A 22,305-nucleotide genomic window follows, 5' to 3' on the forward strand; every position below is an offset into this window, starting at 1 on the left:
TTGTTGCTGAGCGATTGACAATATAGTTTATGAATACCCTTAACTTATTGACAAACAATAATTGGTAAATATGATTCTAAGCCTACAAGCAGCTCTAAAAAACTTTTTATCTGTATATTGCTTAATGGTTAATCATTGGTTATTATACTGCGCATTATGTAAATGTTAATAATTATCATTAAGTTTATTTTTAACCTTATCATCTGCTTAAAGACATTTTAGAGCTTGAAGTAAGTGTCATCAAAAACACTTATTCGTACTCGAATGCCCTTATTTTTACTCGAAGACTAAAGTCGCTATCAAAAATAGCGCCCATTTTATTAATAATTATATTGAGTGAGTCAACTATGAGTGCCGTATTATTTTCCAGTCGTTTAAGCGTATTATCTATAGGTATAGCCGCAGTATTAGGGTCACAAATGGCCAATGCAGAAGTAGAGCCCAGCACTTCTTTACAGACAATTACTGTGACTGCAAACAGTTCAGTACGAGGAAAGGTACAAGAAGATTCTGTCTATACCGAGGACTATACGCCAGCACAGCAAGCCGATCACTTAAGTGACTTTTTGAATGTCATCCCAGGGGTTACTGTGGGCGGCACCTCAACGGTCAATCAGCGTATCCGTGTGCGCGGGCTTGACGATACCAATTTGAAAGTAACGATTGATGGCGCTCGACAAGAAGGTACTTTGTTTTATCATATGGGCGATGTGACCATCGACCCTGATTTATTAAAGCAGTCTGAAGTGGCGGTGGGTAATAATTCAGTGACGCTTGGTAACGATGCATTAGGTGGTGCTGTTGCTTTTAAGACTGTTGATGCGGTAGATCTGCTAAAACCGGGTCAAAAAATTGGTGCCAAATTGCACGCTGGATATGCCAGTAATAATGATGAGTTATTAACGTCAGCGACCGTCTATGGCGCACCAACCGATAATATTGATTTACTCGCTTATTATGGTAAGCGTGATGCCAATTCAGGTGAGGATGGTAACGGTCGTGAGCTGTTTGAAGATAGCAAGGGTGAAAACATTTTATTAAAAGCAGGGGTTTCGATCGCAGAGGATCATCGCTTAGGCGCAAGCTTTAGCAGTACTGAAAAGAAAGGGACTTTCCCATTCCGCCCAGATTTTCCTAGTCGCAATGACGCTCCAATACCGCAAAATGTCAAACGTGATACCTATGGGCTAGATTATACTTATAATCCAGCAAGCCAGTTAGTTGATGTTGATGCTAACGTTTATCAAACCAAAACTCGTATTTTACGTGATTCTGACTATATTACCAATCCAGGATTTGAGTTTGATGCGCAGGTTAAAACTATTGGTGGGAAAGTTCAAAACACTAGTATTATCGACACTAATATCGGCACGCACAAGCTGATTGCGGGGGTTGAGCACTATAAAAAAGAATCAGAGATGTCGCGGGACTTTATTAAAAGTGGCAGTGATTCGGCAAAAAATACCTCTGTATATTTAGAGGACCAATGGCAAAACGGCAAACTAACCTTAACGCCTGGGGTCCGTTATGACCGCTATGAATCTCCTGAGTTTGTATCTGCCGGCAAAACCTATAACAATGTCGTCGGTGCATTAGCTGCCAGCTATGAAATTGCGCCAATGACCCAAGTATTTGCCAGCTACACGCAGTTATTTAATGGTCCTGATTTGAGCCAAGCCATTTTTAATTCGGACGGTGGCAATACTTATGTCAATAATAACTTAAAGGCAGAAGAAGGCTCTAATGCTGAGATTGGTATCGCCAAAACGTTGCGCGACCTAAGCGTAGCGGGCGATGCGCTGCAACTTAGTGGTAAGTACTTTGAAACCAATATTGAAAACTTTATTGAGTTTGTACGTTCGGGCGGTACTCGTGTTGGCTTAAACTGTGCAACTGGACAATCTGGTGGTGCTTGTCAAGGTGCAGTAAATAAAGATGAAGACTTTAAAATTAAAGGGGTCGAGCTTGCTGCTGATTACAAAATGAATAACTTTAGTATGGGTCTGGGCTATACCCGTGCGCGTAGTAAAGGTGACAAAACAGGCGATAGTATTCCATCCGTAACGGGCAGTAATTCTAACTCGGGCGATCGTTTCATGGTGAACTTGAACTATGAACCAAATGATGTGGTTGGTTTAGGCTGGCGCAGTACTTATGTTGCATCAATCACAGACAATAAGCAAAATACTAAGCCGAATTATGATGTTCACGATGTATATATGAATTATACACCACGTCAACTTGAGAATGTAAAAGCAACGGTTGGGGTATATAACCTCTTTGATGAAGCTTACGCTAGCCACTCATCGCGCTTAAATACCGCTGATGATACTGTTACTGACTTTGAACAAGGTCGTAACATTAAAGCCTCTTTAAGCTATCAGTTCTAAATCACTACTGACGGATAAATAACGGCTTGTAGAACAACGAGTTGATAAATAAAAAGGCCAGCTACTTATAAATGAGAGCTGGCTTTTTTTATATCGCGATATGCTTTTTGATCTGTTCTAGGCCTCGTCTTTACTTCTAAAACCAATAAAGAATAATAACCAATGATTTCATTTAACACCCGCCAAACTTGTCTATGGATTCACCGTTATACCGGACTTGCTATAGCAGGTTTTTTAATTATTGCCGCTATTACAGGCTCGCTACTAGCATTTCACCATGAATTAGATGATATCTTTAATCAGCGTTTGGCGCATGTTGACAAAACTCAGACACCGCCATTTTCTATTGCTAGCCTTCATGACAAGGTGATTACTCGCTATCCAGAATATAGCTTTTCAACTATGCCTATAGCTGTTGAGCCTAACCGAGCCGTGGTCTTCGAGGTTGATAGAGATAAGGGGGATATAAAGGGAGTACCTAAACCCTTGTTCCAAGAAGTCTATATCAATCCTTACACTGCAGATATCATTGGGGCACGTGATAAAGACCAATGGGCATGGCACAATACTATGTGGAAAGTGTTTTGGTTGCACCGTGAGTTATTGCTTGGTGATATTGGCAAGCTGATATTAGGTATTGTGTCATTAGTTTGGACGATTAATTGCTTTATTGGCTTTTATTTAACCTTTCCACGCGCCATTAAAAAAAATCATCTATCACCTCAAGGATCTGCTAAAAAACGTGCTCCTGCATTAAAGCGCTGGCTACCGGCATGGAAAATCCGTACCAAAACCAATACCTTTAAGCTGAACTATGATGTGCATCATGCGTTTGGCTTGTGGTTGTGGCTGATGTTGTTTGTGATTGCCTGGTCAAGTGTGGGTTTTAATTTAAAGCAGATTTATAAGCCTGTAATGCAAGTCGTGGTAGGACTTGAAGGCAAAGAATCTAAAGGCGCAGAAGGTAAGGATAATAAACCCAATCGAGCTGGTAAATTAGACAAACAAGCTTTGACAGGGCTTCAGCTATCAGCTAATGACAGGGGTGCTGAGGTGGTTAATAAAGCCAACAGCATTGATTATTTAAGTCAGCAAGCGAATATCGCCGCACAAAAAAATGGTCTAAAGGTCACACAATTACTCGGTATTCGTTGGGTAGAAGAAGACAATCAATGGCAACTGCGCTTTAAAACTGATAAAGATATCGGTAAAAAAAGTGGCGCGTCCTCAATTACCGTCAATGCAATAGATGGCAGTATCGAGCGCGTTAACTTTGCTTATCAGAATGCCTCATTTGGTAATAAGGCTGACCAATGGTTATCTACCTTACATATGGGACATATTAGTCACGGTATAGGTCATTTGCTTTATCAAATATTCTTAGCATTGATTGGTTTGGCGGTAGCAGTACTGTCTGGTACTGGCGTGTATTTATGGTGGAAAGGGCGGCAACAACGCTTAAAATCTTTGGCAAAGCTGAGATAATTTAAATATGGAACTATCAAAATTAAACCGTATCGATGATTACAGGACGCCCTTGATGACTGAGTACCGTAACATCGACATTATATAGCTGTTTCATCGTTGCTTGAGTAATGACGTCTATAGGACTACCCACCGCCATTACTTGCCCCTCTTTCATTGTCACTACAGTGTCAGCGAACTGGGCGGCTTGATTGATATCATGCAGGACGATAACTACAGTTTTTTGCTGACTATGACTCAACTCACGTAGCTCGCGCATTAGACGTCCAGCATGGTACATATCCAGATTATTAAGCGGCTCATCGAGCAGTAGATAAGGGGTATCTTGACAGACAATCATCGCAATCAGTACTCGTTGTCGTTGACCCCCTGATAGAGTGGACAAAAACCTACTAGCTAACGGCTCAAGCTCGAAGCGCTCAATAATCTCATCGACTTTTTGTTGATCATGCGCTGTTGGTCGGCCTTGATGATAAGGATAGCGCCCGAACATCAATAATTCATGCACCCGCAACCGTCCTTGAACTTGATTGTCTTGACCTAGCATCGCTACCGTAGTGGCTAATTTACGGGCATCACAACTGACGATATCACGTACTTCGTCAGCCAGCGCAAAGCTCACTCGTCCAGACTGCAAAGGTTGTAAGCGTGCCATCACCGAAAATAGCGTTGATTTACCCGCGCCATTAGGACCAATCAAAGCAATAACCTGCGAGGGTGGCAGTGCTAAGCTTATATCGTGTAGGATTTGCTGCTTACCAATGTGATGCGATACGCCGGTGATATTAATCATAATAGCTCTTGCTCAAAGATAAATTTTAGAGGTCTTAAATAGTGTTAATAACACTGTCAACGATGCTGACAACCACAAGAATAGTAGCTTAGTGTTAACACGACGCTAATTAGCGACGATGGTTGATAAATATCAATAATAAAAACACTACGCCACCAGCCAACTCAATCACTACCGATAGTACCCCAGCCATACCGAGCAGTTGCTCAAAGATAGTTTGACCAAGCACTAAGCAGATCATAGCCACTAAACTAACCAATATCAGGCGCTGACTATGAGACATATTGCTGGCGATTCTATTGGTCAAAGCGCAAACTAACAATCCAAAAAAGGTCACCGGACCGACTAATGCGGTAGCAGTTGCTACTAGTATCGAGATGACAGTCAATAGCCTAAAGGCTAAGCGCTGATAATTGATACCTAAGTTGATAGCTTGCGGCTTACCTAACATCAGCACATCACACTGATACCGCCAGCGCCAAATCGCTATTCCAGTAAGCACACAGAGCAGAATGCTAATAGTTAATAATTGCGGGTTGACGGTATTGAACTGTGCATAGCTGGCTGATTGCACCACCACAAAATCGTCGGGATTAATCAATCGCGCTATCAATGAGGACAAGCTGCGAAATAATACCCCAAAAATAACCCCTACTAAGATTAAGCGGGTTAAATCCTGATTAGTGTTAGAGAATAGCAAGCGGAATAATAATAACGAAGCACCAAACATCAAGCCAATCTCAAGGCCGAACTTCGCTACTGGATTAAGACTAGTAAAGCTGATCGCTCCTAAGAAAAACACTAGTAAGCTCTGTAGCAATACGTATAGCGAGTCAAAACCTAATAATGACGGTGTCAAAATAGGGTTATGAGTCAAGGTCTGAAAAAGTAAAGTAGAAACGCCAATAGCGTAACCGACGACCATCAACGCTAGTAGTTTTTTGCTACGTAGAGGTAAGGCAAAGTCCCAATGGCCATGCACATTAACGGTTAAGAATAATAGTGCTGAAATTACTAATACTACAGTTGCGAGCAAACAAGGATGCGCCCTTAGCCTCTGCCATAAAAGGGAGAGCTGGCGAGAAAAACCAGTATTGATATTAGCATCGGTAGTAGCATTAACAACATAAGCAGCAGCGGCATCACTGTCGGCATCTATATCGCTAGCATTAGAAGGAGAAGGCATACGCTAATCTTATAAATGGGGATGGTAAATATAGTCAGTATAGTTGGCCCAAATCTCGACGCCTTTATACTGACCGTTGATACAACAAGCTAAAACAGACCCTAGTTATAAAAAATAATAAATATAAGGGTTTTCTTTAGCATTAGTAGTCTGAGTTTTTAGTTGTCTATAGGCAAGCTACGATTCGCTAGGGGCACGTAACAGTAACCATAAAAACACTAAGGTACCTACTACTCCAAACACAGTCGCCACTGGTACTTCAAATGGATAGCGGATAGATCGGCCGATGATATCGCAGAGCAATACTGCTGATGCTCCAAGCAAAGCTACGGCTGGCAAGCTGCGACGTAATTTATCACCCATGATGCGGCTGACGATATTAGGCACCACTAGACCAATAAATGGAATTACCCCAACGGTGACTACTACTACAGCGCTCATCATCGCTACCATAGCCACACCGATCCAAGTCACTTGGCGCTTACTGATCCCCAAGTTCAAGGCGATATTATCACCTAGGCCTACGATAGTGAGCTTATCGGCAATGATATAAGCAATGACACATAGACCACCCGTTAGCCATAACAGCTCGTAACGACCAGCTAGCACACTAGAAAAATCACCAAATTGCCAAACGCTGAGCATCTGCAAAGTCTCAGTCTGATAAGCAATAAAAGTGGTGGCTGCATCGATGATACCGCCAAATACAATACCAATAAGGGGAATCATCAAAAAGTCAGTAGGGGGAATGCGTTGAATCAGCAGCATAAATATCATCATGCCAATGACCGCAGCGATGGTCGCTACACTCATTTTGACAATAAGAGCGCTGGCGGGAAACAGTAAACTGACTATTAATAGTCCGAGGGCAGCGCTTTGAGTGGCGCCAACCATAGAAGGCTCGACAAAACGGTTTTTTAGTACCACTTGAATAATCATACCAGCCACGGCCATTGCTATACCAGTTAGAATAATAGCGATAGTACGTGGCAGACGGCTAACGAGCATCAGGGAGCTGTCGGCATTAGCATTATGATTGATTAGGCTTTTTAGTATGCCTGACCACGAAAAGTCTGCGACACCGATAGACAGACTCAGTAATATCAATAAGGTCATTATCAAAAAACTAGCGCTATTTATTGCCCAAGGTGGCAAGGCCGCTTTACGTTTTTGACCGTTACTATTATCGTAACCCGAACGCCACGAGGAGGTGGCACTCAAGCCAGTAGTATTGTTAAGCTTACTATTATGACGAGTAGAGAATAATGACATAGCTATTTATGGCCCACAGCATGGATTTGGATGGCTATTAATTTACGTTGGAAAAGACATTTTTTCGCGCAACTCACCACTACTTAGTATTAGTAAAAGCCGTTTTAATAGCTGTCAAATCTTGCATCCATTGGTTATAACCACCGAATGCTAAGTAAGAATCTGGGCTTAAATAGACCACTTGATGCTTGCTCCATGCTTTTGTTTGAGCGACTAAAGGATTATCTAGTACGGCTTTGGCACCGACGCTATCCTCGCCAATAGCAGCGCTACGATCTATTACGAATAACCAGTCAGGATTCACTTTTTGTAAATATTCAAAAGATACGGGCTGGCCATGACGGGCATCAGCTATTTGATTGTCAGCCATAGGCACGCCAAGGACACTATGAATAAAGCCAAAACGCGACTTATCGCCATAAACGGATAGTTTATTACCGTTGACCATGACTACTAAGCCAGTACCTTTATCTTTACTTAAGGTTTGGGTTTGCTTGATAAGGCCATCGATATTTTGCTGTAGTTTTAGGGCTTGATCGCTTTTACCAAATAGAGCACCCAAATCATGTAAGCGTTGTTTGCTTGATTGATAGATGTTGGCAGTATCAATACTCATATCTAAGGTTGGCGCAATACTCGATAGCTCATTATATTTTTCCGCCATACGCGAGCCAATTAAGATAGCTTGCGGCTGCATGGCATTCAACGCTTCTAAATCAGGCTCAAAGACCGTACCCATCTCTTTGGGGTCTGGCTGAACTTTTGATTGTAGATTATCCAAGTGTAGACCACTCGGCTTACCATCGATTGCTACTTCTAGCGCGGCCAAATCTTGCATCAAGGTCATGTCGTAAACCACGATAGGCGAAGGATTAATTGGCAGGCTTACTTTGCCTTTAACGGTATCAACATCGATAGTAGTCACGGCAACCGCATCATTAGTAGTACTGTTCGAGGTCGCATCAGCACTATTATTTTCTTTTTTAGTGTCGTCCTGAGTCGTATCCGCTGATGAGCATCCCGCTAAACTGATACTAAGCATCAGTGCCGTGGTCATAGCGGCTAATAGAGGGCGTTTAGATAGAGGTTTTTTGGTGGTAGTATTGGGATTGTAGGCAGTAATAACAGACATAAGGAACTCGGTATATCGTGGTTTATGATCAGCATCTAACAAGCTACTGGTCAGAGTAAAAAGAAAAAAGAGCCTGCTTAGCGCTATAGAGAAGGGCGCTAAAACAATGCTCGATGATACTAAAGTTAATAGTACTAAGTTTAATAGGACTAAGGTTAATAATGCTAAAGTTAATAATGCTAAAGTTAATAGCACTAAAATTAATAGCGTTAAAGTTCATTATAGAGGCGGTTTATTTACTATAAAACCTTAGCTAGATAATCACTTATTAAGGGGTAATGATAAAGCAAATAAGAATATTTATCAACAAAAACGATAATGGTTATTATTAACAGACTAGCTATAGATCGCTATAGCCTCTTAAAACAGTAGGAGAGTAGTAGTAAATAGCAGCTAACAGCAGCAGTCAATAAAATTATTATATTTATTGATAATGGTTATCGTTTGTATTACTATGCTATTTTTAATTCACTGTAATTTAGTTAATGGTTAAGGTGTTATGGCCTCAACAAATCCCAATACATCATCGCTCAAGCTGATAGTGGCTGCTATCGGCATAGTAGTAATACTACACCTGTTAACCGCTATGGCATTGGTGATGGTAAATCCACCTAAGCCTATTACTGCGCCACCCAAAGCTTTGCCTCCTATCGAAATACAGCTACTACCGCCACCTGTCGAAATTGAACCACTAAAGATTGACAGCATAGAAATAGCGCAACCAGAGCCCGTATTACAGGTTAAAGCTCAGCCTAAAGTCAAACCTGTCGCTGCTGCTAAGCCACAAGTAGTTAAAAAAGCTATCGAGAAAATCAAACCTGCTAGCAAAAAAGTAATAATAGCACCGGTAACCCAAGAAAAGACTGAACCCAATGAGCCTAAGCTGCCTATAGCTAAGACGGCAAAACAAGCGCCTGCTGCTGCAAAGCCAGTCAATGAACAACCGTTAGATATCGTTACTAAGAGTAGGATATCTACAGCAAGCGCTGATGCTAAACGAGCACAAGATATAGCAGATGCTAAGGCAGTTGCTGATAGTAAACGAGCACAAGATATGGCTGATGCCAAGGCGGTTGCTGATAGTAAACGAGCACAAGATATAGCAGATGCTAAGGCAGTTGCTGATGCTAAACGAGCACAAGATATAGCAGATGCTAAGGCAGCTGCTGATAGCAAACGAGCAAAAGATATAGCTGATGCTAAGGCAGCTGCAAAAGCTCAGGCTAAAATTGAGGCCGCTAACAACGAGCCTATGAGCTTTACTGCTGGTAACGCCGATTGGGCAGGATCGCCGCCTAACTTTAGTTTTCCTTCTCGTGCTGAAAGAGGCGCTAGATCAGGGGATAGCTTTACCGTAGGACTATTATTCCGTGTCAACAAACAAGGTGACATCGAAAGCGTAAAAGTGGCGAGTTCCTCGGGCAATGCTTTGTTAGACAAAACCGCAGTACAACAAGCAGGCAAAGGGAAATTTAAACCTTTTACTAAAGATGGTATGCCAAGAGTTGGTAACGTGACTTTATCAGTTACTTATAAAATGCCTTAATAATCAATAACGTCTATAAAACACAACTAAGGGGTCTGAAATGGACTTTGCAAACTACTGGCAATACAGTGATATAGTTACTAAGAGTCTATTTTTCTTATTACTAGCTTTATCTGTCATCTCTTGGGTAACAGGTATCGTGCGAGTGATTCAAAGCCGTAAGATGTCGATAAGCGTTGCTGGTGATTTGACTCAAAAGATCCAAGCAAAATATCCTGAATTAGCCGGGGCTGATGCTGCAACACGTCGATTGGTGATTGAGCAAGCACTGCTAAAATATATCGGTCGTTATCGTTATAATAGTGAGCGCGGCTTGCCTATCTTAGGTACTACTGCGGCGATTGCCCCATTCATCGGTCTGTTCGGTACAGTATGGGGTATCTTCCATGCGCTGCACAATATCGGTGCGACGGGTCAAGCAGGATTGGGACAAGTAGCAGGGCCGATTGGCGAAGCACTCATTATGACAGGTTTAGGTATTGCCGTGGCTATCCCAGCAGTAGTGTTTTATAACCTTGCAGTACGTGTCAATCGCCGCATTATGTATCATGCTAATGATAGAGCTCATGATTTGCTTTCTGAGTCAGTTGCTGGAGTCACTATACCTTCTACGCCTCATTCTATACGTACTGAAACAGCAGTAAAGTCAGCTCCTGCGCAAACAGTAGAAACCAATAGTCAGTATCGTAATGCTTCTAGCTCATAGCAGCAGAAGTAATAACTGAAAATTAATTGAGATTACATTAAGAATATATCGAGAAAATTATGGCCTTTCAACTAGGTAATGATGACGTACAGAGTATGAATGAGATGAACCTCATTCCGCTGATTGACGTTATGCTAGTGTTGATGATTATCTTCTTATTGACTGCCACCGTACTGAATCCAACAGTACCTTTAGACTTACCTAAGACTAATGCGGCATTGAATGAGCAACCAGCAGAAGCTATTCAAATTAGCATAGACAAAGATGCGGGTATATTTTGGGACAGTGATCCGATTAGTATGGCAGAGTTAGAGGTTCGGCTACAGCAAGAGGCGAATACCGGTAAAGACCCTTCGCTGCAACTGCGCGCTGACAAGCAAAGTAAGTACGATAGCGTCGCGCAAGTATTGGCCGCCGCTAGTCAGGCGGGTCTGACTAAGATAGCTTTTGTGAATGAATAGTAGATGATGGCGGTTGGTTTTTAATTATTAGGTTTGAAACCTACTGAGTCAACATTGGTATTGAAAGCCAGTAACTAACTTTTAGAGCAGTGAGATCCTAAGTCAAACTAAGCTTGTCTTATATTAATTGCACTAAGCTTACTGTGCTTACTACATCATGCTCACTAAAGCATACTCAATACAGCAAGCTGAATGAGCAGTTAGCAGCAGTCAGAAAAACAGCCCAGTGATATATATTAGTAGCGCAATTAGTAAAAATATAGCTAGGATAATAAGAAAAATAAATAAAATAATAGCAATCTTCTCCAACCTCGCTGGGTTCACCTTGCGAGGCTTTCTTTATCTTATTTACCGATATTTGTATAAAGTCTTACCAGCCATAACCAAATGGCGCATACCCATAGCGACTATAACCTAGACGATTACCGTAACCGAAAGGGTAAGGTGAACGCAAATAATCTAGGTCACGTTGACGAATGTAATAGTAGCGTCCTTGCGCATAAGCCTCTTCTAGCTTATCGATGCCCTCGAGTGGACAAACAGGTTGCCAGCTATAGCCTTCACGGCCTATCTTATAGGCATTCAGCTCAGTACAGTATTGCTTTAACCCTCGCTGACGACCTTGTTCCCATAAGATGCGATCAGGAGTGGCGCCGGCCACATTAGCGCAGCTATTAGTATAGTGACCGAAGTAAGCCCCCGAGCGACCGTTGACCCCATCGGCATAGCCTACTTGCTGCCAATTGCTGGCCTGACATTGCTGTGGAGTTAAGCTTTGGGTAGTGGCGCAGCCTGACAAAGACAACAGGCCAGCACTCGCTATTACTAAGGCCACATTTGATTTGGTGATAGTAGAGGCTGCATATTGAGTCAATAGGGGCTTTAGGGTAGCTACTATAGTAAGAAAATAAGACATAATAAACCTCCGCAGCTTTGAAATTATCGTTTATCATAGCATTTTTTTATCAAAGCAACTTTTTGTATATTGTTATTATAGTAGCTATTAGCCTGGATAGTTGTGTTGTTAAGCTATTGATATAGTAGTCAAAAAAATAGCTTAATTATTTTAAAGATCAGTACTATGGCGCTTCTAGTGGCTGAGTGAACTTTAAGTAGAGCTTGATTTCTATTAGTTCGTACTCATTATGGGTAGCTATAGATAAGGGTTTTTTATATAACTAGTGAGGTTGGTGGCGGTATTAATAGCCAAATCAGTGCTTATATTAATAGCTCCCTCAGTATTTGTAATAGACTAAGTTTCTGTAGCTATAGCGAGTATTAATAGTTATCACGAGTACTAATAGCTATAGTGCTATTAGAAAATAGCTAAATAAATAAGTTTCTATAACCGTCGCTAGTATCGATATGTTGTTGTTTTAGTTCACCCTAATCCGTCAAAAGGCTAAGTTATCATGGGAATGTGGATTGCCATTGCTATTGTACTCTTCGTATTAGGGAGTATGATGGCGCTCAAACCCAGCGCTATTGATCAGCGTTTGGATAAGCTGCGTATGACTGCGAGACGTTTGCAGCTCAACCCTAAGTTAGTTGCTTGTCCGGATTGGGTCAGGGGCAAAGACAATGAGTATGGCCGAGGTATGTTAGGGCAGTATGGTGTGGTGCTAGATAACTTACAGCTGCCGCTAACACGCTATCAAGCTATCGATGGTCAGTGGCGTCCAGATACTAGTACTGATGCGCTGAGTAATCAACCCGCTAGTGAGCTGAATACGGATACGATTTTTCAACCGTCCAACAGGTCAAAAAAGCCGAAGCCAGCAGCGAATTTTAACTTAGATAAGACGGCGCTGGCGTTACCAGATACCATTGAGCCGTTTGTTAAAGCATTGCTGATTAAAGCTAATAGCGTCGTTATTTATTGGGAAGATATCGCCTATGTGCGCCCTAGGACTAACCCGAGCTATAAAGCAGCTGCTATTGAGCCTGACTTGTTAGCGCTAAAAGCTCAGCTTGAAAAGTGGGCGTTGCAGATGCAAATTCTGTCAAGCAGTGCTACAAATAACCCAGCTATAAATAATGATGACGCAGTAACTAACTTGACTAGTTTATAAACAAAAGCTCTTAGCTATCAGTAGTTTCTAGTTTTGAAAGTTGAACAGGCTCTAACCATAGATCAGATTATTTATTGACTCAGATTTTATTCAGATAGAGTATGCTCAGCTAAGTGTTTTTAGCTAAAGTTGTATTATTTACAGTTGACAGCTTGACGTATAGAAGTGTAACGTCTTGCTAAGTTTATTGCTGTTTGGTAATTATATCGTAGCTATTGGTTCATTATTTAGCAATGATTACTGGACTGCTCTATGGTTTATTACCTTTTTGTGAGTAGCTGTAGTGCTTGCCTGATCAAATATTTAACGGTACAAACGTTTAGTTGATACCAAGTGCAGTCAAAAATGCTTAATTAAAAATGCTTAATTAAAAATGCTTAGCTACTAACTTATACCTCCTTTTATTCCCTATATTATGGTGTAGTCAAATATGGCCAAAACCGCAACCAAAAAAAGCGCTACCTCATCTACTGCTACCAAAGCGGCTGCTAAAACTGTGACTAAAACTAGCAAAACTCCCAATAAAAGTAAGTCTTTGGTCATTGTCGAATCACCAGCTAAGGCAAAAACGATTAATAAGTATTTGGGCGATGACTTTATTGTCCGCTCAAGTATTGGCCACATCCGTGACTTACCAGTAGGGGCTAGTAAAGGCGCAAAAAAAGCTGCTACTAATAAAGATGAAACCTTATCAAAAGAAGAAAAGACCCAGCAAGCACTAGTGCGACGGATGGGCGTTGATCCTGAACATGATTGGGCGGCAGTCTATGAAGTATTGCCGAATAAAACCAAGGTTATCAAAGAGCTAAAAGCCTTAGCCAAAGACGCTGACAAGATCTATCTAGCAACGGATATGGATAGGGAAGGAGAGGCTATCGCTTGGCATCTCAAAGAAGTCATCGGCGGCGCTGATAGTAAGTATGAGCGTGTAGTATTCAACGAAATTACCAAAAATGCTATTCAAAATGCTTTTAAGCAACCCTCAAAACTCGATATCGATCGCGTCAATGCGCAACAAGCACGACGTTTTCTAGATCGGGTAGTGGGCTTTATGGTCTCGCCTATTCTTTGGCAAAAGGTTGCTCGTGGTCTATCAGCAGGGCGAGTACAGTCAGTAGCTATGCGTCTAGTGGTTGAGCGTGAGCACGAGATTCGCGCTTTTATTCCTGAGGAATATTGGCAGATTCACGCTGACACTCATATAGCCGATGCTAAGAAAAACGCTGAGCAAGTAGCTATACGTTTAGAAGCTACTAAGCAAGCCGGTAAGACGCTAAAGCTGGTGAATAAAGAACAGACCGATAAAGTATTGGCCGTGCTAAATACGGCCGATTACATAGTCAAAGAGCGCGAAGAGAAACCAACTCAGTCACGACCAAGTGCCCCATTTATCACTTCAACTTTGCAGCAAGCCGCTAGTACTCGCTTAGGATTCTCCGTCAAAAAGACTATGATTTTGGCACAGCGTCTCTATGAAGCAGGTCATATCACTTATATGCGTACTGACTCAACCTTCTTATCGGGTGATGCGTTAGCTGCAGCACGTAGCTATATCGAAGACAGCTATGGCGCTAAATATGTGCCTGAAAAGCCTAACTTTTATGGCAATAAGCAAAACGCCCAAGAAGCGCATGAGGCGATTCGTCCTTCTAACGTCAATATGAAATCCACTCAGCTCAAAGGCGTGGAGCGCGATGCTATTCGACTCTATGAGCTAATTTGGCGACAGTTTGTGGCTTGTCAGATGACAGCAGCTAAGTATCTATCTGTCAACTTGTTCGTGGCAGCAGCAGATGTTGAGCTAAAAGCTCGTGGTCGTACTATGGTTTTCGATGGCTATACGCGAGTGTTATCACCAGCCAAAGCGGATGATACATTACTACCTGATGTCAAAACAGGCGATATATTAATCTTAGACCAGCTTGATCCAAGCCAACACTTCACTAAGCCGGCACCTCGTTTTACGGAAGCGAGTCTGGTTAAAGAGCTGGAGAAAAAAGGCATCGGTCGACCTTCTACTTACGCCTCTATCATCTCCACTATTCAAGATCGAGGCTATGTCAAACTTGAGAATAAGCGTCTATTCGCTGAAAAAATGGGCGATATTGTCACTGATAGACTGATAGCCAGTTTTCCAGACTTGATGGATTATACTTTTACCGCAGCGCTCGAAGATAAGCTTGATCATGTGGCAGATGGAGAGCGTGATTGGAAAGATGTACTTGATAACTTCTATGGCGACTTTAAAAAGAAAGTCGAACATGCCAAAGATGCTGATGGTATGCGTCCCAATGACCCCACTGATGTACCCGATGTCCATTGCGATTTATGTGATCGTCCGATGCAACTACGCACTGGCTCCACGGGCGTATTTTTAGGCTGTACTGGCTATAACTTACCGCCTAAAGAGCGTTGTAAAGGCACCAAAAACTTGATGCCAGTTGAAGCTTTTGCCAATTTGGATGATCCAGAAGGCAACGATGAAGCGGCTGAAGTCAGAGATTTAATGGAGAAAAAACGTTGCCCGAAATGTGCCACGGCTATGAACGGCTATATCGTTGATGGTGGCCTAAAGCTTCATGTTTGTGGTAATAATCCCGATTGTGACGGCTATGTACTAGAAGAAGGTAAGTTTGAAGTTCCAGGCTCAGACTCGCCAACGATTGATTGTAATAAGTGCGATGGCCAAATGGAACTTAAAACTGGCCGCTTTGGACCTTACTTTGCATGTCAAAATTGTGATAATACGCGTAAGGTGCTTAAGACCGGTGAGCCGGCACCGCCACGTATGGATCCTATCGACATGCCAGAGCTCAAGTCGATTAAGCATGAGGATCACTTTATCTTGCGTGAAGGAGCAGCAGGCATGTTCCTAGCGGCTTCTAAGTTCCCTAAAGTACGCGAAACCCGACCACCAAAATTGGCGGAACTGCGTGAGATTAAAGATAAGATGGAAGATAAGTTCCAATATCTGTTCGAAGGGCCGGACGAAGATCCTGAGGGTAACCCAACTATTCTGCGCTGGTCACGCAAGAAAAAAGAGCAATATATTGGCTCAGAAAAAAATGGCAAAGCCTCACGTTGGGGATTATTCTGGCGTAAGGGTGAGTGGGTAGAGGAGTAGAGCCCTCATTTACTTAATAAGCTATCAATAAAAAAACCTCTTAGATAATCTAAGAGGTTTTTTTATGATTAAGTATATTTAGTCTTGTCGATTAGTTAGCCACAATAATACCACAGCCAATACGGTCACCTGAGGCGCCTGCAGGCTGGCTAGTATAGTCATCAGCACCGCTATGAATGATAAAGGCTAGACGATTAACACTATATTTACCTGCTTGGGCTGCAGAGATTTTCTTATTGACATAGTTAATAGGTGCAACGCCTTTCTCATCAGCGGTCACATTCGGTAAATCGCCTGCATGACCTGCTACATCGTCCGGGTTTGAGTGCGGGAATTTGTCAGGATTAAAGTGACCGCCTGCATCTTTACCCATAGTGCTACAGCTACCGGTCTCATGAATATGCAGAGCAACTGTTGCGCCTGGCTGCAGACCCATCAATTTACCATAGACTTGCACACCGCCCTCAACAGGACGTAAGAAGACTTGCCCAATCTCTTTGTTACTGCCATCAGTAGTCATAATGGCTGATTTAAGTACTGGTTGGCTAAGAGGATTACCGGTTTTTAATTGATCTTTTACCGTTTGGCAGCCCGTCATTGCTAATACTGAACCACATAGTAAAGCGCTTGTCATCATTAACTTATTCATCGTTAGCTCCAATAATAGAATAGAAAATAGAAATTATTTTATAAGGTTTTTACTTATAACTGAGTGAACATTAAATTAGAAATATATTATAAATCATTCAATATTTCGCACTCTCATCCTAAGGAGTATAACCAAGCTATAGGATTAGATATTTATCAAAAGCGCAACAAAGCGTTAATATATGTAAAGTGCCATAACGGTTTAGATGCAATAGCTTACTAAATGCTTAACATAAGGTGACGAAATAAAATGGTTAATGGGTAATCAGTGCGGCAAAATAGCTAGTCAGATTTAGATGTTGTTACTCTAAAAAATAATTATGACAGCGATAATTAGCATTAGTAATGGCTAATAGATATTAATAAATAGAAGGAAGTAATATGCGTACTCTAATTAGTTTGGCCGGTTCAGCAGCATTAGCTTTAGGCATTATAAGCACGGGAATAACGGCTGCTTCAGCTGCAGTGCAAAGCGGTGATTTACACTATACTGCAGATTGTGGGGTAAAAGAATTACGTATAGCCAAAGGCAGTTATGATGTTAGCCGAGCAGGGGTAGTGAAAGGGGATCAATACTGCGAGTACCAGTTCTATGCCAAAAAAGGCCAAAGCGTGAGTGCGACTATAGTGGGTAGCAGCGACTTATATCCTGTGCTGTACGGCACTGACTCTCCAGATTTGAGCCTAGACCCAGTAAAGCTTGATAAAACAGGCGAACATACTATTCGAGTGCTACAGCCACGTAATCAAGCACGTGAAAGTAATACGCCGAAGCCTTATTATATTACGGTAACTATTAAATAACGCATTGCACTTAGAATTGCGCTTAATCAAAGGGTTATGTTTATTTTAAAACCGCTATGTTTGCTTTAAAATTGCTATGTTTGCTTTAAAACTGACTTTAAAATATCAGCACCCATAAAAAAGCCGCCCACTATGATAGTGAGCGGCTTTTTAGCTTATGATTTTTTAAAGCTAATCAAAGCTACTGCTATTAGCTATGTAGTGCTTTACTGGTAGCTTTATCTACCGTCACTTTAGCTGGCTTAAGCGGTTTTGGCATGCTAACTAATGCCGCTTTTAATACTTCATCAATCGTTGCTACAGGCTGAATGGTCAGGCCTGCTTTGACGTTATCAGGAATATCTTCCAAGTCGCGCTCGTTAGTTGCTGGAATCAACACGTGCTTGATACCACCACGATGCGCAGCTAATAGCTTCTCTTTAAGACCACCGATACGTAAGATCTTACCACGCAAAGTAATCTCACCTGTCATAGCAATATGAGGACGGATAGGGATGCCTGTAATAGCCGATACTAGCGCTGTAGTAAGCGCCCCACCAGCAGATGGACCATCTTTTGGCGTCGCACCTTCTGGCATATGAACGTGGATATCAGTGGTTTTAAAGGTCTCATAATCGATACCTAAGCTATCACCGCGAGCACGAACCACACTCATAGCAGCACGGATGGATTCTTTCATCACATCCCCTAAAGAGCCGGTAAATATAAGCTCGCCTTTACCTTTCATCGCAGCGGCTTCAATGGTCAGCAACTCACCACCGACACTCGTCCAAGCCAGTCCAGTAACACGGCCAACTTCAGGCTCTTCCTCAGCAAGACCAAAGTCATACTGATGCACACCAAGGTAATCATCAATGTTGTTATCATCAACGACGATCAGCTTACGCTCATCTTTTTTCGGCGCACGGGCGCCATGACTCTCAACCGAGCTACGCACTACTTTACGACAGATTTTATTAACTTCACGCTCAAGGTTACGTACGCCGGCTTCACGTGTATAGCGCTGAACGATGCTATGCAATGCTGCTTCTACAATCTCAATTTCGCCTTCTTTGAGACCGTTTTGCTTAATAGCTTTAGGCACTAGATACTTTTGAGCGATATTGACTTTTTCTTCTTCGGTATAACCTGGCAGACGGATGACTTCCATACGGTCAAGAAGTGCTGCTGGGATATCCATACTGTTGGCCGTACAAATAAACATCACTTGTGATAAGTCTAAATCCATATCTAAATAATGGTCATTAAACTTGTCGTTCTGTGAAGGATCTAGTACTTCTAGCAATGCTGATGCTGGATCACCACGGAAGTCTTGTGCCATCTTATCGACTTCATCTAATAAGAATAGCGGGTTTTTGACTTCTACCTTAGCTAGCGATTGCACGATTTTACCCGGCATAGCACCGATATAAGTACGACGATGACCACGGATTTCAGCTTCATCACGCACGCCGCCCAAAGCCATACGCACAAACTTGCGACCAGTAGCACGAGCGATTGACTCGCCTAATGAAGTTTTACCAACCCCTGGAGGGCCGACAAGACAAAGAATCGGACCACGGAGCTTTTTCACTCGTGACTGTACGGCTAAATACTCTAAGATACGATCTTTGACATCTTTTAGACCATAATGATCTTCATCTAGCACCGTTTTAGCTTTTTCTAAATTGATAGAGACTTTACTAGTGGCATTCCACGGCGTGTCTAAAATCCATTCGATATAGTTACGTACTACTGAGGATTCACTCGATGCTGGCGGCATCATCTTCAGCTTTTTCAGCTCTTGATCGGCTTTTTTGCGTACATCTTCTGGTAAGTCCGCATCTTCTAAACGTTTTTCTAGATCACTAACGTCATCTTCGCTATCAAACGCTCCGTCATTCATATCTGAAAGCTCATTTTTAATAGCTTTCATTTTCTCATTCAAAAAGTACTCGCGCTGATTGTCTTCCATTTGCTGACGTACAGCATCTTGGATATCTTGTTCGATATTTTGTTCAGCGCTTTGTTTGACTAAGTACTCAGTTAAAGTATTGATATGAGTCTTGATATCGTTGTTCTCTAAGAACGACTGTTTGACGTCTAAGTCCATCGATACGCGGGTAGAGATGAAATACACTAGCTCAAGCAAGTCATCGATACGCTTAGCCACGCGAGTGAGCTCGCGAGCATTACGCAAACGCGCATCCGCATAACTCTCAAACAGGCTAGTCAAAGCTTTGATGGTGTTTTTCTGTTGGCTGTCATCCATTTCTATATCGACATCAGCCTGCTCAAAAGTAGCCATCAAAATATTATCGTGCTCTTCTATACTATCGACGCGCGCACGATACTGACCTTCGATCAATACCTTAATGCAGTCTTCATCGCTGTCATGTGGCATAGTGCTGACGATGCGGCAAACCGTACCATATTGATAGAGATTATCTTGATCAATATCTTCAGTAAGCGAATCTTTTTGGGCGACTACTAATACTTTATTACCATATTCTGCTTGTGCTAACTCAACCGCTTTGACCGATGGTGCGCGACCAACGAACAGCGCAATCTGCATATGTGGATAAACCACTACATCACGCAGGGCCAGCAAAGGCAAATAATTTTCTACTGGCGCCGTTGTAGGATCATCTAGCTGGTCTTCTTGCACAGCCTCTTGCTTATCATCTTCTACAGTAGTCGACACATCGATATCAATGTTGTCTTTATCAATAGTATAGTCAGTCATTTGTTTTATTTCCTTGTTAACCAGACTTGTTCAGTCAAGTTGGGTTCATGTTTAGATAAATGGTGTCCCCATAAAAAATTGCAAGGCTTGTTAAACTACTAACCTCAAAATAGTGCAGGTCATTACTGTGTGCTGCCTAGCTGGTTCTATAAATGGGCTTTGAGAGAAAAATAAGGTAAAATAACGCCCGTCATAAATCAGTGACTAAACAAAAAAGTAGATAATCCAATAAGCTATAGTCTATTGAAAACAAAAAAGTGTCATTCACAACTATGACCATGAATTGTTCTAGCGACTGTGGTTGTATTACAGCCACGGCGCTGGCCTCAAAGAGCTTGAAAAATCATCTTCACAGGACAATTTCACTATTTTTTTTCGATTGAATCGATTATAGCCGTCAAAAGGCAAGGGGCAAGAACATGACCATCAATGCGGTACTACTAGCAGTCGTTATTATGCTAGGGCTATCATTAGCGCGAGTACACGTGGTATTGAGTTTGATCATCGGCGCGATGGCTGGCGGCTTGATAGCAGGTCTTGGGGTGACTGATACCCTAAATGCCTTTCAAGAAGGTATCCGTAATGGAGCGCAAATTGCGTTATCTTATGCGCTACTGGGGGCCTTTGCGGTAGCGATTGCTCATTCAGGGCTGCCACAGTCGCTGGCAGGCTCAGTTATCAAGCGTATTGATGCTGGCGGTACTAGTGGCATAATTAAGTATATGCTATTCGCCGGTCTGGTGATGATGAGCTGCTTTAGCCAAAACTTAATCCCTATTCATATTGCCTTTATCCCCTTATTAGTGCCACCGCTATTACTAGCTTTTAACCGCATGCATATTGATAGACGACTGATTGCTTGTCTAATCACCTTTGGCTTAGTCACTACTTATATGTTTATCCCTTATGGGTTCGGCGATATCTATCTTAACCAGATTATGCTCAAAAACGTTGGTGAAGCGGGCATTGATATTAGTGATATCTCAGTGGTCAAAGCGATGGCCATTCCAGCGCTAGGTATGTTTACTGGTCTGCTGGTTGCCGTATTTATAAGCTACCGTAAACCCCGCGAGTATCAGCAGCTAGCAGTCGATAAACAAGCTCATGATGCGATAAACAACGCAGTAGTAGAGGGCGATGCCCTAAGTACAACAGCCGCTGCGGCACAAGCACAAAGCAAGTTAAAAACGTTAGTAGCGCTAGCAGCGATTGTCACAGCCTTTGTGGTGCAGCTGTATACTGATTCGTTGCTACTCGGTTCGATGTTTGGCTTCGGGGTATTCATGGCCACTGGGGTGGTTAAGTGGCGTGATGCGGATACGGTATTTAACGATGGTATCAAGCTGATGGCGATGATTGGCTTTATTATGATCACCGCGCAAGGCTTCGCTGAAGTCATGAAAGCTACTGAGCAGATTCAGCCGTTAGTCGATGGTGCTACTTCATTATTTGCTGGTAACAAAGCGGTAGCCGCTTTTGTTATGCTAGCGCTTGGTCTTATTGTGACTATGGGTATTGGCTCCTCGTTCTCGACTATTCCTATATTAGCCGCTATTTATGTGCCGCTATGTATCTCGCTGGGCTTTTCACCGCTAGCTACGGTGGCCATCGTTGGTACCGCAGGAGCATTGGGTGATGCCGGTTCGCCAGCGTCAGACTCAACTCTTGGACCGACCTCTGGTCTTAACGTCGATGGTCAGCATGACCATATTAGAGACAGCGTAGTGCCAACCTTCCTACATTATAATATTCCATTATTAGCGTTTGGTTGGATCGCAGCGATGGTGTTGTAGGTGTTATAAGTTTTGCGGTGCAAGGTTCAGTACTGTTTTGCGTAGGCTGGGTTTTAACCCAGCACATCATTATGCAAAATCGTTATTTGAAATGTTGATAAGTAGACTACAAAATAGGTTGAAGCCGTTGCATAGGGTGGGCGGTATGAAGCAAAAATAGAGTTACGA

16 protein-coding genes are annotated in these 22,305 nt (G+C 42.3%); 9 read left to right on the forward strand and 7 right to left on the reverse strand.

Annotated features, from left to right (window positions below):
• The first annotated feature begins 347 nt into the window (after nucleotides 1–347).
• Together KZA12_RS00325 and KZA12_RS00330 are read left to right on the forward strand one after the other, a co-directional pair.
• Nucleotides 348–2,390 (forward strand): TonB-dependent receptor domain-containing protein, encoded by a 2,043-nt coding sequence (locus tag KZA12_RS00325; RefSeq protein WP_218688834.1) that lies wholly within the window; start codon nucleotides 348–350, stop codon nucleotides 2,388–2,390.
• Between the two features lie 162 nt (nucleotides 2,391–2,552).
• Nucleotides 2,553–3,875: a PepSY domain-containing protein gene (locus KZA12_RS00330; RefSeq protein WP_218688835.1), complete on the forward strand. Its 1,323-nt coding sequence runs from the start codon at nucleotides 2,553–2,555 to the stop codon at nucleotides 3,873–3,875.
• A 22-nt stretch (nucleotides 3,876–3,897) separates the two neighbouring features.
• On the opposite strand, the gene KZA12_RS00335 is transcribed toward KZA12_RS00330, so the two are convergent.
• From KZA12_RS00335 to KZA12_RS00350, 4 genes are all read right to left on the reverse strand, one after another.
• Entirely contained in the window at nucleotides 3,898–4,668 is a 771-nt protein-coding gene (locus KZA12_RS00335; protein WP_201623144.1) for an ABC transporter ATP-binding protein, read from the reverse strand.
• 109 nt (nucleotides 4,669–4,777) lie between these two features.
• On the reverse strand, nucleotides 4,778–5,854 hold the full coding sequence (locus KZA12_RS00340; protein WP_218688836.1) for an iron chelate uptake ABC transporter family permease subunit: 1,077 nt from the start codon (nucleotides 5,852–5,854) through the stop codon (nucleotides 4,778–4,780).
• Nucleotides 5,855–6,031: 177 nt separating this feature from the next.
• Nucleotides 6,032–7,126, reverse strand: a complete 1,095-nt coding sequence (locus KZA12_RS00345; RefSeq protein ID WP_201623146.1) for an ABC transporter permease — start codon at nucleotides 7,124–7,126, stop codon at nucleotides 6,032–6,034.
• A gap of 79 nt (nucleotides 7,127–7,205) precedes the next feature.
• Complete coding sequence (locus tag KZA12_RS00350) at nucleotides 7,206–8,258, reverse strand: siderophore ABC transporter substrate-binding protein (protein ID WP_218688837.1); 1,053 nt, start codon at nucleotides 8,256–8,258, stop codon at nucleotides 7,206–7,208.
• Nucleotides 8,259–8,757: 499 nt separating this feature from the next.
• Between KZA12_RS00350 and KZA12_RS00355 the strand changes: the two genes are divergently transcribed.
• The 3 genes from KZA12_RS00355 to KZA12_RS00365 are packed head-to-tail and all read left to right on the forward strand — an operon-like array spanning nucleotide 8,758 to nucleotide 10,971.
• Nucleotides 8,758–9,804: an energy transducer TonB gene (locus tag KZA12_RS00355; RefSeq protein ID WP_218688838.1), complete on the forward strand. Its 1,047-nt coding sequence runs from the start codon at nucleotides 8,758–8,760 to the stop codon at nucleotides 9,802–9,804.
• 40 nt (nucleotides 9,805–9,844) lie between these two features.
• Nucleotides 9,845–10,510, forward strand: coding sequence for a MotA/TolQ/ExbB proton channel family protein (locus KZA12_RS00360; RefSeq protein WP_218688839.1), 666 nt, complete (start codon nucleotides 9,845–9,847; stop codon nucleotides 10,508–10,510).
• A 59-nt stretch (nucleotides 10,511–10,569) separates the two neighbouring features.
• Nucleotides 10,570–10,971 (forward strand): biopolymer transporter ExbD, encoded by a 402-nt coding sequence (locus KZA12_RS00365; protein WP_218688840.1) that lies wholly within the window; start codon nucleotides 10,570–10,572, stop codon nucleotides 10,969–10,971.
• 370 nt (nucleotides 10,972–11,341) lie between these two features.
• On the opposite strand, the gene KZA12_RS00370 is transcribed toward KZA12_RS00365, so the two are convergent.
• The gene (locus KZA12_RS00370; protein ID WP_201623151.1) at nucleotides 11,342–11,887 is read right to left on the reverse strand and encodes a DUF2799 domain-containing protein; all 546 of its coding nucleotides are present in this window, start codon (nucleotides 11,885–11,887) and stop codon (nucleotides 11,342–11,344) included.
• A 496-nt stretch (nucleotides 11,888–12,383) separates the two neighbouring features.
• On the opposite strand from KZA12_RS00370, the gene KZA12_RS00375 reads away from it, so the two are divergent.
• Nucleotides 12,384–13,043 carry a hypothetical protein gene (locus tag KZA12_RS00375; RefSeq protein WP_218688841.1) on the forward strand — a complete coding sequence of 220 codons (660 nt, stop codon included), beginning with the start codon at nucleotides 12,384–12,386 and terminating at the stop codon, nucleotides 13,041–13,043.
• A gap of 430 nt (nucleotides 13,044–13,473) precedes the next feature.
• The gene (gene topA / locus KZA12_RS00380; RefSeq protein ID WP_218688842.1) at nucleotides 13,474–16,167 is read left to right on the forward strand and encodes a type I DNA topoisomerase; all 2,694 of its coding nucleotides are present in this window, start codon (nucleotides 13,474–13,476) and stop codon (nucleotides 16,165–16,167) included.
• Between the two features lie 91 nt (nucleotides 16,168–16,258).
• Here topA and KZA12_RS00385 read toward each other — a convergent pair whose 3' ends face one another.
• Nucleotides 16,259–16,816 carry a superoxide dismutase family protein gene (locus tag KZA12_RS00385; RefSeq protein WP_218688843.1) on the reverse strand — a complete coding sequence of 186 codons (558 nt, stop codon included), beginning with the start codon at nucleotides 16,814–16,816 and terminating at the stop codon, nucleotides 16,259–16,261.
• Nucleotides 16,817–17,196: 380 nt separating this feature from the next.
• Between KZA12_RS00385 and KZA12_RS00390 the strand changes: the two genes are divergently transcribed.
• Entirely contained in the window at nucleotides 17,197–17,619 is a 423-nt protein-coding gene (locus KZA12_RS00390) for a hypothetical protein (protein ID WP_218688844.1), read from the forward strand.
• A gap of 190 nt (nucleotides 17,620–17,809) precedes the next feature.
• On the opposite strand, the gene lon is transcribed toward KZA12_RS00390, so the two are convergent.
• On the reverse strand, nucleotides 17,810–20,344 hold the full coding sequence (lon, locus tag KZA12_RS00395; RefSeq protein ID WP_256932757.1) for an endopeptidase La: 2,535 nt from the start codon (nucleotides 20,342–20,344) through the stop codon (nucleotides 17,810–17,812).
• A gap of 419 nt (nucleotides 20,345–20,763) precedes the next feature.
• On the opposite strand from lon, the gene KZA12_RS00400 reads away from it, so the two are divergent.
• Nucleotides 20,764–22,137 (forward strand): Na+/H+ antiporter family protein, encoded by a 1,374-nt coding sequence (locus tag KZA12_RS00400; protein WP_218688845.1) that lies wholly within the window; start codon nucleotides 20,764–20,766, stop codon nucleotides 22,135–22,137.
• Nucleotides 22,138–22,305 lie beyond the last annotated feature (168 nt).

It is taken from the genome of Psychrobacter sp. BF1, assembly GCF_019279065.1.
Classification (GTDB): domain Bacteria; phylum Pseudomonadota; class Gammaproteobacteria; order Pseudomonadales; family Moraxellaceae; genus Psychrobacter; species Psychrobacter urativorans.